The organism is Prevotella dentasini JCM 15908, from assembly GCF_000614065.1.
In the GTDB taxonomy this organism is placed as follows: domain Bacteria; phylum Bacteroidota; class Bacteroidia; order Bacteroidales; family Bacteroidaceae; genus Prevotella; species Prevotella dentasini.
Window position 1 is genome coordinate 175019 of the sequence record NZ_BAKG01000003.1, and the last position, 17881, is coordinate 192899.

The window sequence follows — 17881 nt, forward strand, 5'->3', positions numbered from 1 at the left end:
TCATAAAACCTAAACGCTTATGGAAATTAAGACAGTAGGTGTTGCTTGCGACCACGCAGGCTTCCCATTGAAGCAGTTCGTTATCCAGTATCTCGAAGAGCATAACTATCCTGTAAAGGACTTTGGCTGCAACAGCGACCTCAGTTGCGACTATCCCGACTACGCACACCCATTGGCAGAAGCCGTTGAAGCCGGTGAGGTTTATCCGGGTATAGCTGTCTGCGGCAGCGGTGAAGGCATGGCAATGACGCTGAACAAGCATCAGGGTGTACGTGCAGGACTGGCTTGGAACAAGGACATAGCCGAATTAATCCGACAGCACAACGATGCCAATGTGCTTGTTTTGCCGGGCCGGTTCATCGACAACAAGACCGCAGAAAAGATTTTGGATGAGTTCTTCAAGGCAAGTTTTGAGGGCGGCCGCCACGAACGCCGTGTCAAGAAGATTGCACTGGGGGGCGAATAACAACCGTCTTTCATTGCACTAACCTAAGTAAAAAACAACAAAACAGGGCACTTCCCAACGGGAGGTGCCCTGAATTGCTTCATAGCCTTTGAGAACCGGCAGGCCCTGCCATGACCATTCAGACGCTCAACGCCAAAGAAAAGCATTTGCAGGAAATTGTCCGATTTGCCTGAACCTGAAAGAAGTCAACCCCATTGGGCAATCATCATACGGCTATCTGCTTACAGACACAAATCGCTCAAGCCCGAACAAATCATACGAGAGCAGTGCCGAAGACCGATTCGACGGACAATTGCACTGCCGGTCTCAAACTTCAGTCTCCCGTATCTCAAACTTCCTTCCTGCTATTCTACCGACCCGTCGGGCAGATGGAACTGGTAATCTTTATCGAATACCTTACGAACCTCGTTGATTTCAAGAAAACTCGTGCCACCGCCAACACCAAATGAACCTGAAAGATAGGCAATCTTGTCGTCAAGGCTGATATATCCCTTCTGCCGTAACATGCGCAAGGCTGCATTAAACATATACTGGCTCGACTTGTGCTGCTGCTGATAGATGGGAATAATGCCATAGCTGAGGTTCAGCCAACGCTGCACCTTTTCCCTGTAGCAGATAGCCAGCACTGGGTTAGGGCCGCGGAAGGCTGCCAGATTGCGTGCCGTCTGTCCAGTAGAACTATCGGTGATGATACCCTTCACGCCCAATACCTCCGTCGACTCAATGGCACTCTTTGCCAAAAACTCGCGTTGGTCGCTGCGATTGCTCAACGGCATAGCCATAAAACCGTGCTTATGGGCATCCTGCTCTGCCTGTTCGGCAATACGGGCCATCGTCTGCACCGCCTCCAAGGGATATTTTCCGCTCGCCGTCTCTCCACTGAGCATCAGCGCGTCGGTATGGCTGTAAATGGCATTGGCTATATCAGTTACCTCTGCACGGGTAGGACGCGGATTGCTAATCATCGTGTGGAGCATTTGCGTCGCCACGATAACCGGCTTCTTCTTGGCAATGCACTTCTGAATTATGCTGCGCTGAATACCCGGAATCTGCTCGATAGGTACCTCAATACCCAAGTCGCCACGCGCAACCATGATGCCATAGGAGGCATCAATAATCTCGTCGATATTGTCAACGCCCTCCTGATTCTCTATCTTGGAGATAATCTTGATGTCCGAGCCGTGCTCGTCGAGAATCTTCTGTACCTCCATCACATCGGCAGCCGACCGCACGAACGAATGGGCAATGAAGTCTATATCCTCCTCAATGGCAAGGAGAATGTTCGCCTTATCTTTCTCTGTCAGGGCAGGAAGGTCAATATGCTCGCCCGGGACGTTCACGCTCTTGTGCGAGCCCAGTTCTCCGTCGTTCTGTACCTGTGCCACCAACATCGGACCATCGTTTTCCAACACCTTCATACCGAGCGCGCCATCGTCGAAAAGTATATTGTCGCCGACCTTTACATCCCGTGCAATGTCAGGGTAAGAGACGTTTACGATATCGTGGGATGACTCTACCTCCGGGCGGCCAAATATCTTCACCATATCGCCCGTCTTATAGCTGATAGGTTCGTCTACCCCTGTCGTCCTCACTTCCGGTCCCTTTGTGTCGATGAGCAAGGCCAAATGGGAAGACACGGCACGCGTATTGCGAATAATCTGACGGATGCCATCGGGTGTGGCATGAGCCGTATTCATGCGCACTACATTCATTCCGGCAAAGAACAGCTTGCGGAGGAAGTCTACATCACAGCGGCGGTCGCTGATAGAGCATACGATTTTGGTCTGTTTCATATTTGTGTGTTTGATATTTAACTTAATTGGACATGGCGGAGAATATTATGTACAGGAAGGCAGAAAGAGCGATGAGGGAGAAGAGCACTACAATGAACACGACCGTTACCTTCCTGCCCAAAGACCAACCATCCGGCCTTGCAGACTGCACTGCCGGCTGCCGTCGGACATCAAGAGGAGCATCCTGCCGTTCCGAAACCTCTGCCATGGGGGTAGCCACCACCGCAGACTGACCGCAGAACGGGCAGTTACATCTGACCGTCTGTCCCTGCTGCGCCTCTATGCCGAAAGGTTTGCCACAATGTTTACAAGTAATCTGAAACTGCATCTGACTTGATTTTCTATTCCACATCGTCTATCAGGAAACTTCCGTCCGTATACACGACCTTTACCAACTTGAATTCTGTTACGCCATCCTGCGAGAGCCGTACCCTGTACCAGTCGTCGTGGTCGGGCCAGACGCGGAGATTTGCTGCGAGGACCGAGAGGTCGGGAGAGGCAGAAAGGCTTCCGAAAGTTTCCCACCATGCTACTCTCTGAATAGCTTCGTAGCGTTCGTCCAACACAGGAGCACCGAAGAGGCGCACCCGACAATTGTCCGTCAGATACTGCCCATAAAAGGTAGGGTCGCCTCCGGCCAGCACCGCCTTTCTGTAGAAAGACTCTATAAACCTGCAAGTAGACTCCTGCCGGCGTCGGGCCTGAGCTCGGCAATGGCCTTGTTTCGTAGAGCCTGTTGCAGACGGGCTACGGAGTCGCGGTGGGCTTTCCGCTGACGTTGCTCCAGAGCCGCTTCTTCCGTCTCATGGTGCTGCCAGCAGACGAAGCCGGCAACGGCACCGCCCCCCAACAGCACAACCCCCAATACCGCAACGAGCATCCTTGCCATACCGCCCGGCTTCTCAGGGAGTGGCCGGGCTGTCGGATGCGGCTCGGAAGAGCCTGCCTGCTGGGACACGACAACAGGCCGGCGGGGCAGCCTGACCAACAGCGACTGCGAGCAATAGGGACATGTGCAGCGCATCTGCTCCCTATCGCCGGATTCTATTTGAAATCTCCCCCTACAATGATTGCAAGTAACCCGATACTCCATGACTGCCGTCTCTTCGTCTGTCTTAGCCGCTGCCACCGCAACAAAAACCTTTGGCGCAATTGCCGGAAACAGCTGTATATTCTGCAAAATTAAGTTTTTTCTTTGGGAACAGGAAATATTTTAGGCAATATTACCGAAGTTCCACCCCTCTTTTATTGTTTGTCCGAAAATCCCGGTATGGCCTGCCGACACGAGCAGACAAGGAACTCATGGCAAGAGGTCTCCCCCCAAGTGCCCTCATACGGTTCGGTCAGCAGCTCCCGTGGACGAGGACGAACCATCGGAACACAAAAAACATCTTCTTATTCTCCGTCTACAAACAGTCCCTGATGCTCGGGAAAAAATGCTGCCGACAGGGGAAGGCCTCATCATTGTGTAAAGAAAATTCTGCCAATAAGCCTGAGACCATCATCATAAACAAGGCCAAGAAAAAGCAAAACATAAACAGCTGACAATCAAGGACATCCAAACGGATAAAGCTGCAAGCACCTTTCGCATGACGAAAACGGCACTTTCGCCCGGCGAAAGTGTCGTTTTCATTGCACGAAAGTGTCCCTTTCGCGAGGAGAGAACGGAGCGTTTAGAAAACGGATGTTGCGGATGGTTTCTATGGACAGGGCTGCGGCTGTGATTAATGGTGCAGGGTATGTATTCTTGTCGGCCGATGAAGGAGCGGTAAAGCCGTAAAGGGGAGTAGGGCTACGGGCGTTCTTGACTTGCCGTCTGTCAATGGAAAACCGCGCCACTCCTCAACGGAGCAGTGCGGTTTCGTGCAATTCTTAACAGTATAATATATGTGGTTTAGAAATGATATGCGAAGTCTACCCCCATCTGGAAGGGATTGCCCAGTTGTCCGAAGGTGTATTTCATACCCGTGGCAGCACTCTGCACGGCAAACGTATTGTACTTTGTATCGGTCAGGTTGCGTATCCAGAGGTTTACGTGCAGTGGGCCGAAGTCGGCATCGGCATGCGCGCCAAGGGTGGCGTAGAAGTTCTGACTGATGGTATTGGCCTCGTCCCAGTAGGTATTGCCCCGTGCGGAGAGGTTCAGTCCTACCATGACGCTGCGCAGATGGAAGCGGTGGGAGGGGTCGGGCAGTGCGGCCGGGTCAACGTCTATTCGGTAGTCGGCATTGGCGGAAAGGGTATGCTGCGGCACGAAGGGCACGCGCTTGTCGTCGTAGCTGACGGTTCCTTCGGGAGTAGCGTCGGTATATTCGTCGAACCGTGCACTGGTGAATCCATAGCCGAGGGCGTATGAGAGCCGGCTGTCGAGTGCTCCGCCTCGCAGGGTAGCCTCCATGCCTGTGGAGTGGCTGCGTCCGGCATTGGTCATCATGCGTCCGAATCCGTAGTTGCCTGCCATGACGGAGAGCTGCTGGTTGCGAATCTGCATGTAGTAGGCAGACAAGTCGAGGTGCATCTGTCCGCCGAGCAGGTTGAGGTGCGAGCCTATTTCGTAGTTCCAGCTGGTTTCCGGCTTGTAGGTAATGGTCTTGCGTATGTTCTCGTAGGCGGCATCGTCGTGCTGGATGTCAAGGTCTGCCATCAGCCTGTTGGAGGCATTGCGCACTTCGGCCTGCAAGATGTCGGAGAACATCTGGAAGTTATATCCGCCTGCACGGTAGCCCTTGGACCATACGGCATATACGTTGCTGCCGTTATTGAGGCGGTAGGTTAGTGCGACTTTGGGAAGCAGCTGCCCGAAGTGGTCGCTCTCGCGGTGGGACAGGGAGGAGGTTACGACCGGGCTGAGCTTTACGCCCATGACGTCTTCCTGCATCTGAACCCGTACCGATGTGGCATAGTCGATGGCAACGTGCGAATAGTCGTAGCGCAGGCCGAGGGTAGCGGTCAGCCGGGGAGTCAGGTTGATGTTGCTCTCGTGGTAGACTCCTGCATTGAAGGCAGGGGTACGGAAAAGCCCCGGAATCGGTTCATCTCCATATCAATGCGGCATCCTCCTGCCGCTGCAATCGCTCCGGCCATGGTTGCGCGTGCCGTAGCCATTGCCTGTCCGGCATCCATCCCCTTGGCTATGAGTCCTTCTGCCATCGTCCGTGCCATGGCGTTGAGCATGCCATTGTAGCGAAGTCGGTGATGGTCTTGGAGAGATAGCCGTTCATTTCCTTTCCAAAGTAGACGGGCGTATTGTTCTTTGCCCATTGGTAGGAACCGAAGAGGCCGAACGTCCAGTGCCAAGGGCTGTCGTTGCGGCTCTTGATGGAGAGTTCTTCGGTCAGCGAGTTCTGATGCTGACGCTGGACGACGTGCAGATAGTCTTGCGGAAGATAGTCAATGTCCATCAGCATGTAATCCTTGAGGAACTGCCATGTCGTCATGGAGTTGATGTCGAATCCGTTGCCTGCGTACCTGATGCCTACACCCGTGTTGAGCATATTGCGGCGGTAGTTGCTCTGGCGGTTCTGACTGGGCCGCTGCGTGCCTGCCTTCAGCCCGTAGAGGGGCGAGGTGAGGGGTGCAGCGGCTATCTCTCCGGCACTGACGATTTGCCCGTAGGGGAATCCGTTCTGGCGGACGTACTGGTAGTCGGCCATGAAGTCGAAGTTCCAGCGGTTGGAGGGCCGCCAAAGCAGCCTCCCCTTTCCGCCGAACTCGTTGAAGAGGTCGGCATGTCCGCCATTGTATTGGTTTCGGAAGAAGCCGTTCTGGCCGTCGTAGAAGACAGCGAGCGAGTAGGCGGCCTTGTCGCTTAGTTTCGCGTAGTGGCTTGCTTCGGCCTTTCTCCATAGCTTCGTACCTAAGGAAAGGCGGAGGTCAGTGCCCTGATAGCTGAATGGATTCTTGCTGTACAGGCGGATGAGTCCGCCCTCGGTATTCACGCCATAGAGCGTTCCCTGCGGACCGTGAAGAACATCCATGCGGTCGATGTCGTAGGTTTGGAAATTGAAGGCACTCTTGCTCTGCAAGGGCATGTTGTCGACATAGATGCCGACCGTGGGCGCATTGACGCGCGAGCCAATGCCGCGGATATACATGGCCGACGTGTAGCGGCTGCCGTACTCGGGCATGGAGAAGGAGGGGACGAAGGCCGAGAGCTGCCGGATGTCCTGCACGTTCAGCTGCTTCAGGGTGGCAGCGTCGAACGAGTAGCTGCTCAGGGGCTGCTGCCGGAGGCGGTAGGCTTCCTTGGGTTGGTCTATCACGACGACTTCGTCAATGTCGCAGACCTTCGACGAGTCGGCAGGGACGTCGTCGGGAAAAGCCGATGCACTGACTGCCGTAAGGGAGAGCAGCAGACTGCCCAGATATGTCATGTAATGTTTCATCGCTTGCGGATATATTATTTCTTAATGTTCAGGTTGCTGTTGCAAAGGTACTGAGAATTTATTTAAGGGGCAATCCTTATTTATGATGAAATGGCGAAAAAGGCGCAATAATCCCTTTTATTTCAAAAATATATTGTATCTTTACCGACCTAAACCGCTTCCCGTTGCCTCCGTCTGGGGGAAGAGGGGAAGACGCAAACGGTTAAAGAAAGGAAGCCTATGGAATTAGCAGACTATAAACAGGAAATATTGTCGGAACTCCTCAACCGCAGAAATGTCAAAGGGGAGCCGTTGATGGGCGAAGAGGCGGCACAGGAACTGCTGGCACAGCTTTCGGACGAGCAGTTGGAGGAGGGCATGCTCTTCAACGAGCCTTCCGACGTAGCCGATGTACTGACGGAGTTCGGGCTGACTTTGCTGTAAGCGAGTGGAAAAGGTGTTCAGTACCTTGCGGTGGAGCTGCTTCGTTGCGGTCTTCGGAGGTACGGAGTATCGACTTTGGAATATAATTTATCTTGCGTAATAGGTGTTTAACACCTTTCCCTGTCAGTGTTTAACACTCTTTCCCGCAGATGCTCTGTACCGGCAATCGGTCGGCCTATACAACGAGACAAAACTTTCAACCCAACTTAATATTATGATACAGGAATTTATAAAGAAGAATCAGGAGCGGATGCTCGAGGAGCTGTATAGCCTCATCCGTATTCCGAGTGTGAGCGCACAGCCCGAACTGCACAAGGACGACATGCAGCGGTGTGCCCGTCGTTGGTCGGAACTGCTTGCCGAGGCAGGCGTAGACCGTGTGGAGATAATGCCTACCGAGGGCAATCCCGTCGTCTATGCCGAGAAGATAGTAGACCCGGCTGCAAAGACCGTGCTCGTCTACGGCCACTACGACGTGATGCCGGCAGAGCCATTCGAGCTTTGGAAGAGCGAGCCTTTCGAGCCGGAAATACGTGACGGACATATCTGGGCACGCGGCGCGGACGACGACAAGGGCCAGTCGTTCATTCAGGCCAAAGCGTTTGAGTATGTCGCCGGACAGGGGAAGCTCCGCCATAATGTCAAGTTCATACTCGAAGGCGAGGAAGAGATAGGCTCGCCCTCGCTGACGCAGTTCTGTGCGGCCAACAAGGAACTGCTGAAGTGTGATGTCATCCTCGTTTCGGATACGAGCATGCTCTCTGCCGACCTGCCGTCGCTTACTACCGGACTGCGCGGTCTGGCCTACTGGCAGATAGAGGTAACGGGTCCGAACCACGACCTCCATTCCGGGCATTTCGGCGGTGCGGTGGCCAATCCCATCAACGTACTCTGTAAGCTGATAGCCGACGTTACGGGCGAAGACGGGAAGATTCGTATTCCCGGCTTCTATGACGATGTGGAGGAAATATCGCCCGAGGAGCGCAGACTGGTTGCGGAAATCCCATTCGACGAAACCCGCTATAAGGCATCGCTCGACGTGGACGAACTTTTCGGCGAGGAAGGCTACAGCACGATAGAGCGCAACGGGTTCCGTCCCAGCTTCGACGTGTGCGGTATATGGGGCGGCTACACGGGCGAAGGCTCGAAGACGGTTATTCCGTCGAAGGCGTACGCCAAGCTCTCGTGCAGACTCGTTCCTCATCAGAACCACGAGAAGATAGGGCAGCTCGTGGCAGACTATTTCAACCGTGTTGCCCCGCGCAGCGTGAAAATCAACATTCAACCGCTTCATGGCGGCGAGGGCTATGTCTGCCCGATAGACCTGCCTGCCTACAAGGCTGCCGAGAAGGGATTCGAGAAAGTCTTCGGCAAGCGTCCGCTGCCCGTTCGCCGCGGAGGAAGCATCCCCATCATCTCTGCCTTTGAGCGCGTACTGGGCGTGAAGACCGTACTGATGGGCTTCGGTCTGGAGTCGAACGCCATCCATTCTCCGAACGAGAATATTCCGCTCGACATGCTCTGGAAGGGAATAGAGGCGGTGGCACACTTCCATGAGGAGTACGATAAGTTGTAGGAGAGCTGCAAGGACGGTGCAGAAAGTATTCTCCTGCACCACAATGAAAGTAACGGAGCATCGGCCGTTCTGCCGGTATCGTCGGAGGCGATATGGAAGCAGGGTGGGCGATGCTCCCTTTCTGTGTCTGTTCCGCCTGTGTGCCCCGTTGACGGGAATAGGGATAAACTTTCGCAGGGCATGTAAATAAATCAGTCTGTTGTAAAATAAAAAGCATCAATATACGTTTTGGTAAAGTATGAGAAAGACAACGCGTACCGACAGCTATTCGCATATCCTCAAGTATACCGGGCTTTTTGGCGGTGTGCAGGGGGTGGGCATCCTTGTCGGTATTGTGCGCAACAAGCTGATAGCCGTCATCCTCGGGCCTCAGGGCATGGGGCTTGTGTCTTTGTTCAACTCTACCATCAAGTTTGTTTCCGACTCTACCAATTTCGGCATCTCCATGAGCGGCGTGAGGCACATATCGGAGGCGTTTGAGCAGAGCGACAGCGGAAAGATAGAGCGTGCCGTCGCGCTCATACGCTACTGGAGCCTGTTGGCGGCGGCGTTGGGCACGGTTCTCTGCGTGGTGCTGAGTCCGCTGTTCAACCATTATACCTTTTCGTGGTCGGGGCATCTGCTGCACTTTATCCTTCTTTCGCCCATTGTTGGCATGATGGCCATTACGGGCGGAGAGCTTGCCATACTGAAGGGTGCGCGCAGGCTGCGGCATCTGGCTGCGGTGACGGTGTATAACCTGCTGGCAGCCCTTGTCATCTCCGTCCCCATCTATTATTTCTTCGGCGATGCAGGCATCGTCCCGTCGCTTTTCCTGATGGCGTTGGTGCAGATGCTTCTTGTCATTGTCTGTTCCTACCGTATCTTTCCGTTCAACCTGAAGTCGCACAAGACCCTGTTCCGTGAGGGACTGGGAATGGTGAGGCTGGGAACGGCGTTCGTGATTGCGGGCGTGCTCGGGTCGGGTGCCGACTTTCTCATACGGACCTACCTGAACAGCGTCTCGTGTACGGAGACGGTCGGGCTGTATAATGCCGGCTTTATGATGACCATGACCTACGTGGGGATGGTCTTCTCAGCCATGGAGACCGATTATTTCCCCCGTCTTTCCGGGGTGGCGCAGCTGGGGACTACGTTCAATACGATGGTGAACCGCCAGATAGAGGTAATGCTGCTTTTGGTATCGCCGCTGCTGGTAGCGTTCATGGTGGGGCTTCCCGTTCTGCTGCCGCTCCTGTATAGCGGAAAGTTCAATCCGGCCATGGGCATGATGCGCTTCATCATCCTCGTCATGTACTTCCGTGCGCTCAAGCTGCCCGTGGAGTATATTCCCTTGGCCCGGGGCGATTCCAAGTCGTATCTGCTGATGGAGATGGTGTACGACATCCTGCTTGTCGCCGCCGTCGTCTTCTGCTACGACAGGTACGGGCTGGACGGCACGGGCGTCGGTATTCTCGTGGCAGGCTTCCTCACATGGCTGTGCAACTATGGCTATGCAGGATGGAAGTACGGCTACCATCCTTCAAGGTCGGTGCTGTCGTATGCCTTGGGCCATGTTGCCATCGGTGTGCTGTCGTTTCTGTGTACGGGAGTGGAGTCGCGCGTGGCCTACTGGCTGCTGGGCGGTGTCCTGTTCATGGCGAGCCTCTCGCTGTCGGTGTCTGCCTTGAAGCGCAGGACGCAGTTGAGCGAATCTATCAGGCAGCGGATAATAAAGCTATTCCGGGGAAACAGATGAAGGTAACCATTCTTGTTGCAGTCTATAATGCTGCCGATACTTTGCCACGGTGCTTGGATAGTCTTCTGACCCAGACTTACGGCGATTTGCAGATTGTCTGCATAGACGATTGCAGTACGGACGGTTCGCTGTCGGTGCTCCGCGACTATGCGCTCCGCGACGGGCGTATCGAGGTGATAGGGCTGGACGGGAACGTCGGGCCGGGCCGGGCGCGCAACGAGGGGCTGAAGCGTGCGGAGGGCGAAGTGATTGCCTTCGTGGACAGCGACGACTGGCTTGCCTCCGACGCTGTGGAGCGGATGGCGGAGGTCTTTGCTGCCAGTCCCGAGACGGACTGTGTCCTCTTCCGGGTGATAGAGGTTGAGGACAAGAAGGAGAGGGAGTATCCGATGGAATCTTTTGCCGTATTGCCGGGCCGGGATGCCTTCGTGCGGAGTCTGGACTGGAGTATTCATGGCGTCTATGCCGTCAGGGCCTCCATCCACAGGAAGTTTCCCTACGACGCTGAGGGCGGGGTGTATGGCGACGAGAACGTTACCCGGCTCCACTATCTCAATTCGCGCGAGGTGCGGTGCTGTGGCGGAATCTACTATTACTGGCAGAACAGCCAGTCGGTAACGCACAGGGTAGATGTCCGCCGCTTCGACTATCTGAAGGCGAACGAGAGGATGAAGCGCGAATTGCAGCAGCTGAATGTCCCGGAAGATATACTGAATCTCTACGAGAACATGCGCTGGCTCTATCTGATAGACCGTTACTATTTCTATTTCACGCACCGCAGGGAGCTTTCTCCGTCCGGGGCGGCATACGGACTGGGGGAGCTGCACCGTGTATGGAAGACTATGGAGACCGGGCGGCTCGACCGTCGGGGCAGCATCCATAAGTTCGGATACATGCCTTTGCGTTTCTCGTGGTTTCTGTTCCGGGTGCAGGAAGAGGCGTATTTCTTTCTGCGCAGGATTCTGAAAAGACAGGGTATCGGAAAAACCGGATAAAATCAGGTTGTTGAAACCGGCAAATGAGCATATTTCAAAAAGTTCGCCAACTTTTCGCAAAAAGTTCGCGAACTTTTTGCAAATTGTTCGCCAACTTTTTTTTGAATGGTCGGGAGCTTTCTTTTAGTAGCTTTAGAGCTTTCTCCGAAAAGCTCAGGTATTTTGTCCAAAAATCTGCCGGAGCGTGCGGATGAATGTTTTTGCTTGTCTTGTCGTCCCTCTGTTCCCTTGGCTTTATTCGTTGAGCGTGCCGCAGTGCGGGCAGCGTCCTTTTCGGTGGATTCTCGCACCGCATTTGCCGCAGATGTAGGTGTCAATGTTCCGGCGGAGGAATATGCGGACTGCATAGACGATGTATGCCACGAGGAGCAGGTAGCCTATATAATATAAGGTAAGGACGGAGAAGACGATGTAGTTGACCGCACAGACGGCCGCCAGTCCGCAGAGGTAGAGCATGGCGTCGCCCGACTTGAGCAGCGGCGCACGTCGTCGAAGGCGGCGATGGCAATAATGAGCATGGCCCAGACAAGCACGAGGAAGATGTTCAGCAGCACCGGCTGGGAGAAGGGGTTGAGCGAGGGGTGGAAGTAGAACTCGCGCCACGTCTCGGGGGCGAAGAGCTGTATGCTGGCGTAGAACGTGGCCGAGGCTGCCACGATGACGGCAAGGAGGGTGGGATAGAAGGAGTTGATGTCGTTGAAGTGCACTATCCGGGCGTTCTGCTTGAGTATCTTCCGCATCAGGTAGCTTACGGCAATGAGCGAGATGACGATGAGGAAGATGAGCAGGTGCATGTTGGAGAACAGCGAGATGAACTGCGATATGGGGTCGTCGGGGTCTACCTGCTTCAGCAGCCGGCTCTCGTGAATCCATCCGAAGGTATAGTCCTCGGTGGCGATGTGCACCCAGACGGAGTCGGTCTTGTCGTTCGGAAGAATACGGATGTCGCAACGACGAGCGATTTGCCCTGCATGACGGCGAACGAGTCGGTTTCCATCTTGTTGACCGCCTCCTCGGGCTGCTGGCGGAGCAGCATCAGCGAGTCGGAACGGACGATGAAGTTGAATCCCTGCGAATAATGGTGCTTCACGCGGAAGGCGAACGAGTCGGTGCGGTTGGCAGACCGTTGCCAGTCGCCTTGTCCGTCAGCTTCTCCATGCTGCCTTATCGAGTCGCCGTTTGCCTTGATGCGGCTGGTTATCTGTGCCTCCTGAATACTGTCGGGGAGGTGGAAGTAGGACGGAGTCTTCTTGTGATAGCAGCCTGTCAGTAATAGCAGCGAGAGGCAGAAAGCCAGAAGGGGCAGGGCAGCCGTGGCTGTCTGCAGAGGCAGCTGTCGCTTATGTCCGTTGGTCTTCATTGTCGTGGGGCTTTTTTGTTTGAACTTTATTTATTCCGCAGCGGTGTCTGGGGACACCGGACGGGGCGTCGTCTCAATTAATAGTAATGGACTTTGAATTACGGCTGGCAGGCGATGACGTTCATCTGGCAGTCCTTGCAGTCGAACTCAAGCCTGAAACGGCGTTTGTCGCCCAGCTCTAGATAGAGCGGCTCGCGCCATGCAGGCTTGCGTCCGCCCCGTCTTGTGCAGTAGCCGAGCGAGAAGCGGATGCAATGCCGGCACTGCATCAGCAGCGCGTCGTCGCCGTGGGTGGTCTCACATTCGTAGGCAGGGCTTGTGTCCTGCATCCCCTGCCGTTCGTAGAAGGCGCGGGCGGCATGGTTGGAGATATTGTAAAGGTAGGGGAACTTTCCGTATTGCGGCGGATTAGCAATCGTGAGGCCGGACTGCCCCGATGCCCTTCCTCCTTCGCTGGCTGTGGCACGCGGGACGGCTGCACGGCGGTCGGCAGCCTTCCGTACGGCTTGTTGGGCGTCGAACTTCTCGACGGCTGTCCGGCGAAGCTCGGCAAGCACGCTGCTCGGTACGAAGCAGCGGTCGGCACCGTCTTCTATCTCCACGCTTTCGCAGTCGTAGATTGTCGTGCCGAGCTTGGACAGCTGGCGGACAATGTTGTCGCGCTGCGGCTTTTGTGCCGGCTGATGGTCGAAGACGACCGTCGCGATGGCTTCGGAAGTCTTGTCTGTCGGGAGCGAGAGGCCAAGGGCAAAGCCGTCGGGAGTGAGCGAGAAGCGCAGGCTGACGGGAATACGGCGGTCGGCCGTCTTTCCGTTCAGCTCCTTGTCGAACGCTTGGTCCTGATTGCGGTAGAGGGCCATTCCCGGCTTCAGCCCGTGCGGCATCTTGTACGGATAGAGGCGGTTGCCCACGGCACGGTTGACGCGGAATCCTTCAAGGGCTTCTTTCTGCTCGCCGTTGTCCCTGTTGATGAAGCAAAGTCCGTCGCCATTGGCAAAGGATGCCGTACCTGCCACGTTGAACGAGTCGTGGCGCAGTTCCTTCACCCTGCCTACAAACTCGCCCAAGGCTTTGGGCGTATCGGGCGAGAAGATGTCGGGCTGCCTGCCGTTGAGGAAGTAGTTCGTGTAGCCGCGGTTGAAGGTCTTGTTGAGGTCGGGCGTAAACGTGTATGAAACCTTTCCCAGCGAAGCCCGGCAGAACTCGCCGGGATGTTGCGCTATGATTTTGTTCAGCCGTTGGCTGTAGGCCGAGACGACATTCTTCACGTAGTTGATGTCTTTCAGCCGCCCTTCTATCTTGAAGGCGCATGCTCCCGACCGCATCAGCGTTTCCAGATGGTCAATCTGGCTCATGTCCTTCAGCGAGAGCAGATGTCGTTGCCGTTCGATTACCTTGCCGTCGGAGTCTTTCAGGTCGAACGCCATGCGGCAGAATTGCGCACAGGCCCCACGGTTGGCAGAGCGTCCGAAGCAGTGCTGCGACACGTAGCAGACGCCGCTGTAGCTGACGCAGAGCGCACCGTGCACGAAGCTTCAATCTCCACGTCGGGGACTTCGCGGTGTATTGCGGCTATCTCCTCTGCCGAAAGCTCGCGCGCCAGCACCACGCGGTCGAATCCGAGCGAGCGAAGCCACCGCACCTTCTCCGCACTGCGCGTGTCGCACTGCGTGCTGGCATGGAGTGCCATCTTCGTGCGGAGCGTCTCGCGGCACTGCTGCAGAAGTCCCATGTCCTGAATCAGGAGGGCATCGGCCCCTGCCTCTTCCAGTTCCCTGACGAGCCGGAGCATGTCGTCCATCTCGTCGTCGTAGATAATCGTATTGACCGTAACGTGGACTTTCGCACCGAACCGATGGGCGTAGTCGCAGAGCGTATGGATGTCTGCGACGCTGTTTCCGGCAGACTGCCGCGCCCCGAACTTGGCTGCACCGATATAGACGGCGTCGGCACCATGGTCGATGGCGGCTATTCCACATTCGAGGTTCTTGGCCGGGGCGAGGAGTTCTATGGGTGTTGGGCGAGAGGTGCCGCGTGTTGATGGAGTGCTCATTCGGGCGTTGGATGTTAACGGGTTGTTCTTTCGGATGCAGGGAGACAGGTGTTGCTGGGCGTATCTAATCCTCTGCGAGTGTCCGCCGCTGCCGTCGGCAGCTGTAATTCAAGCACAAAGATAGTGATTTACGTCAGATTAGGCAAACACTATGAATATAAAATGCTTTATATGGCGGATGAGCAGGGAGGAAAGCCGGGTGCTGAACGCCTGTTTTGACACCTGCGTTGTGGGAAGACGCAGCGTGCGTAAGGGCATTTCGCTCCCTGCGTTATGGGAAGGCGCAGTGTGCGTAAGGGCATTTCGCTCCCTGCGTGGAGAACTTGTGAAAGAACGGAATAAAGAAAAAACCTGACAGGCAGTGGCGGTTGCTTGTCAGGTCTGTTGCTTTCGGGATTCGTTATCTTACGGGATAGTCGTACCGCCGGTTGTTGTAGAAGCCGTCGTGCTGGCTGGGTACATGGTCGAACTCAACCTGTATGTTGAGCGAGTTCTGGTTGTCCTTGCCCCACTGGTAGGTAACGCCGCCGCCGATTCGGTCCATATACCGGGTGGGATTGGCACCGTAGCCGAACGCCATCGGACCGTAGCCCCATCCGCCGAAGCCCATTCCGTAGCCTGCATAGCCCCAAGGGCCGTACCCGTCGTAGTAAAGGCGGCTGTAATTGTCGGACACGAAGGCTTTCTGCACAAAGGCGTATGCGCTCCAGTGCTCGTCGAACCGATAGCCGAAGAGAACGTTGATGCCTGCGGTAGTGTAGTTGTCGCCGCTGTAGATGGTGTTGTTCAGATAGCCGCCTACCGCGAGCGTGGCTTTCTTGGAGAGGTTGCTGACGTACATGAGCGACACGTCCTGCGCGAAGCCTGCGCCGTGTCCCCATCCGTCGCCGAAGTTGGCGAAGACCGATGCGCCCACGTTGACGTTCAGTCCCTTGTGCAGCCGCCACGTGTCCCATCCCCAACCGTAGTTCCAGTAGGGATAGCAGGCGTCGTTGGCGGTGAGCGTCTGCGCGTTCGTGTCCACGAGCGGAAGATTCCGGTCTATCTGTTCCTGCTGCTCGCGCTCTTCTGCCAGTTGCCGGGCGTAGGCTTTCTCGGTCTCGGTCGCCTCTCTCGGTCCTTGCAGGCGTGCTGATTCGATGGGCTGGACGCGGGCGGTGTCCTTCCTCTCCGTGCCGTTGCCGCTCTGTGCGTATGCGGTGAGCGACAGGGCTATGGTGGTAGCTAATAGGATGATTCTTCTCATATTGTGCAAATATAGCAGTTCCTCTGCCAACTGCCAAAGAAATTAATACAAATTAGACTTTATTCTTTCTTCGTGGGAGGCTGACGGCTCCCGTCGGGCGGTCAGGCTGCCGGGCCGGGTGAGGGCGCCGGCCTTCTATTCCCTGCCGAGGAAGCTGCGTATCTTGTCTATCTGCCTCTTGGCTACCGCCACGCCTGCGTCGTAGGTGCGCTGCATCTCTTCGGGGTCGTGGGAGATGTGGCTGATGGGCAGCTTGGCGTCGGGACGGATGACGAGCGTGTTGCCCTCGCGCTCCTGCTGCCGTACATAGTCGAGCTGTGCGTTATACATCAGGTGGCGGTTGGCAATGGCGCGTATCATCTTCGGGTGGTGGCGGAGCGACAGGCGCATCAGGGGCATGAGGCGGTTCGGCTCCTTGCGGTAGCCGTCGGGCTGGGTGAGCACGACGAGATTGCGCCCGTAGCCCTGCCGTTGGAAGAACTTGAGCGGTATGGAGTCGGCAACGCCGCCGTCGAGGAGCTTCTTCCCGTTGATGCGCACGATGCGCGAGACGAGCGGCATTGAGGCGGAGGCGCGGATATACTCAAGACATTCGTCGTCGACGCGGTTGAGACGCTGATAGTGGGCGCGCCCCGAGCCAACGTCGGTGCAAACGGCCCAGAACTCCATCGGGTTTTCCTCGAAGGCCCGTTCGTCGAAGATGTCGATGTGGCGGGGCATATAGTGGTAGGCGTATTCGGCCCCGAAGATGTCGCCCGTGGTCAGGAGCGAGCGCAGCGAGCAGTATCTCCAGTCGTGGGCGAGGCGTTGGCTGTAGCGCAGTGCGCGTCCGGGCTGCCGCGACTTCACGTTGCAGCCGAAGGCAGCTCCTGCCGAGACTCCGACCATTCCGTCGAACTCGATGCCGGCCTCTGCCAGTACGTCGGTTACGCCGGCGGAGAAGAGGCCGCGCAGTGCACCGCCTTCCAGTACTAATCCTTTCTTCATAGAATCTTTTTTTCGTGGGGTGGGAGATTTGTTTTGTCTTGTTCTGTCTGCCCGTAGCGGCTTGCCGGCGTCCGTGCCGCCTGTGTCCGTCAGCAGGGCAGGCGGTGCAGGGATTCCTGCTCAGTCGGGCACGTGCACCTTCTTGCGCTTTCCGCTGAACTCGCTGATGTCTATCCGGATGACCTCCGTGCGGTGGAAGCTCTTGTGGGCGTATTTGTCGCCAATCTCCCTGTAGTCTGCCGACAGCTTGCCGATGAGCAGGCGGAGTGCCGCCATCTTCTCTTCGTCGCTGAGCCGGAGGCGTGCTTCGCCGAAGAAGAGGGCACTCTCGTATTCGGTCGTGAAGTTCCGCGGCAGCAGGCGGACGTTGCCGATGACGCAGAGCGACACCTTGGGGTTCTTTTCCAGTGCGCGCAGCTTCCGGCCTTCGGGCGCACAGTGGATGTAGACGCTGTCCTTGCCGTCCCAGACGAAGTTGACGGGAACGCCGTACCCTCCTTCGTCCGCCACCATGCTCAATACTCCGTACTCTGCCGTGGCAAGCAGCTCGGTGGCGCGCGCCTCGTCCATCAGCCGGTCTTGCCGGCGCACGGTCTCATTGATGTATTTCATCGTTTCTGTTTTTATTTGTCGTGTCCTTGTTGGCGGCCGGCGGATGCGGCCGCTACTTGAAAACGCATATTCGCACGAGTTTATTGTAATTGTGAAAGGAGAAATATGACGCAGCCCGGGCGGTGGCCTCCGACGGCCTTCCCTGTCCGTTTCCGACGGCCGTTTGGAGGGGGTGAAATTTATATACGGTTAGCGGAAAAATTATATACGGTTAGCGGAAAATTTCTATACGTATAGAAATATTTTT

12 protein-coding genes and 4 pseudogenes are annotated in these 17881 nt (G+C 55.9%); 5 read left to right on the plus strand and 11 right to left on the minus strand.

The window, feature by feature from the left end; translation table 11 throughout:
• Positions 1-19: 19 nt before the first annotated feature.
• On the plus strand, positions 20-466 hold the full coding sequence (gene rpiB, locus JCM15908_RS02635) for a ribose 5-phosphate isomerase B (protein ID WP_025002164.1): 447 nt from the start codon (positions 20-22) through the stop codon (positions 464-466).
• 344 nt (positions 467-810) lie between these two features.
• Here the strand turns inward: rpiB and pyk are convergent, their stop codons facing one another.
• From pyk to JCM15908_RS14880, 5 genes and pseudogenes are all read right to left on the minus strand, one after another.
• Complete coding sequence (gene pyk / locus JCM15908_RS02640; RefSeq protein WP_025002165.1) at positions 811-2259, minus strand: pyruvate kinase; 1449 nt, start codon at positions 2257-2259, stop codon at positions 811-813.
• 22 nt (positions 2260-2281) lie between these two features.
• Positions 2282-2611, minus strand: coding sequence for a hypothetical protein (locus JCM15908_RS02645; protein WP_234396354.1), 330 nt, complete (start codon positions 2609-2611; stop codon positions 2282-2284).
• Positions 2601-2903 (minus strand): hypothetical protein, encoded by a 303-nt coding sequence (locus JCM15908_RS14005; RefSeq protein WP_051530743.1) that lies wholly within the window; start codon positions 2901-2903, stop codon positions 2601-2603. Before JCM15908_RS14005 ends, JCM15908_RS02645 begins: the two co-directional genes overlap by 11 nt.
• Positions 2904-2923: 20 nt before the next feature.
• Positions 2924-3439, minus strand: coding sequence for a hypothetical protein (locus JCM15908_RS14010; RefSeq protein WP_051530744.1), 516 nt, complete (start codon positions 3437-3439; stop codon positions 2924-2926).
• Positions 3440-4153: 714 nt separating this feature from the next.
• Positions 4154-6632 (minus strand): annotated as a pseudogene (locus JCM15908_RS14880) (TonB-dependent receptor).
• 231 nt (positions 6633-6863) lie between these two features.
• On the opposite strand from JCM15908_RS14880, the gene JCM15908_RS02665 reads away from it, so the two are divergent.
• From JCM15908_RS02665 to JCM15908_RS02680, 4 genes are all read left to right on the plus strand, one after another.
• Positions 6864-7067 carry a hypothetical protein gene (locus JCM15908_RS02665; protein ID WP_025002168.1) on the plus strand — a complete coding sequence of 68 codons (204 nt, stop codon included), beginning with the start codon at positions 6864-6866 and terminating at the stop codon, positions 7065-7067.
• Positions 7068-7281: 214 nt separating this feature from the next.
• Positions 7282-8643 carry a dipeptidase gene (locus JCM15908_RS02670; RefSeq protein ID WP_025002169.1) on the plus strand — a complete coding sequence of 454 codons (1362 nt, stop codon included), beginning with the start codon at positions 7282-7284 and terminating at the stop codon, positions 8641-8643.
• Positions 8644-8881: 238 nt separating this feature from the next.
• Entirely contained in the window at positions 8882-10381 is a 1500-nt protein-coding gene (locus JCM15908_RS02675) for an oligosaccharide flippase family protein (RefSeq protein ID WP_025002170.1), read from the plus strand.
• Positions 10378-11376 (plus strand): glycosyltransferase family 2 protein, encoded by a 999-nt coding sequence (locus tag JCM15908_RS02680; protein WP_025002171.1) that lies wholly within the window; start codon positions 10378-10380, stop codon positions 11374-11376. Before JCM15908_RS02675 ends, JCM15908_RS02680 begins: the two co-directional genes overlap by 4 nt.
• A gap of 234 nt (positions 11377-11610) precedes the next feature.
• Here JCM15908_RS02680 and JCM15908_RS11840 read toward each other — a convergent pair.
• The 6 genes and pseudogenes from JCM15908_RS11840 to JCM15908_RS02705 form a co-directional block, all read right to left on the minus strand.
• A pseudogene (locus tag JCM15908_RS11840) lies at positions 11611-12736 on the minus strand (TFIIB-type zinc ribbon-containing protein).
• A 98-nt stretch (positions 12737-12834) separates the two neighbouring features.
• Positions 12835-13674, minus strand: a pseudogene (locus JCM15908_RS15700) (DUF3656 domain-containing protein); the annotation flags it as partial.
• Positions 13675-13896: 222 nt separating this feature from the next.
• Positions 13897-14789: pseudogene (locus JCM15908_RS15705) on the minus strand (peptidase U32 family protein); the annotation flags it as partial.
• A 400-nt stretch (positions 14790-15189) separates the two neighbouring features.
• Positions 15190-16035 (minus strand): hypothetical protein, encoded by an 846-nt coding sequence (locus tag JCM15908_RS02695; RefSeq protein WP_025002172.1) that lies wholly within the window; start codon positions 16033-16035, stop codon positions 15190-15192.
• A gap of 135 nt (positions 16036-16170) precedes the next feature.
• Positions 16171-17022 (minus strand): patatin-like phospholipase family protein, encoded by an 852-nt coding sequence (locus JCM15908_RS02700; RefSeq protein WP_025002173.1) that lies wholly within the window; start codon positions 17020-17022, stop codon positions 16171-16173.
• 120 nt (positions 17023-17142) lie between these two features.
• Complete coding sequence (locus tag JCM15908_RS02705; RefSeq protein ID WP_025002174.1) at positions 17143-17634, minus strand: pyridoxamine 5'-phosphate oxidase family protein; 492 nt, start codon at positions 17632-17634, stop codon at positions 17143-17145.
• Positions 17635-17881 lie beyond the last annotated feature (247 nt).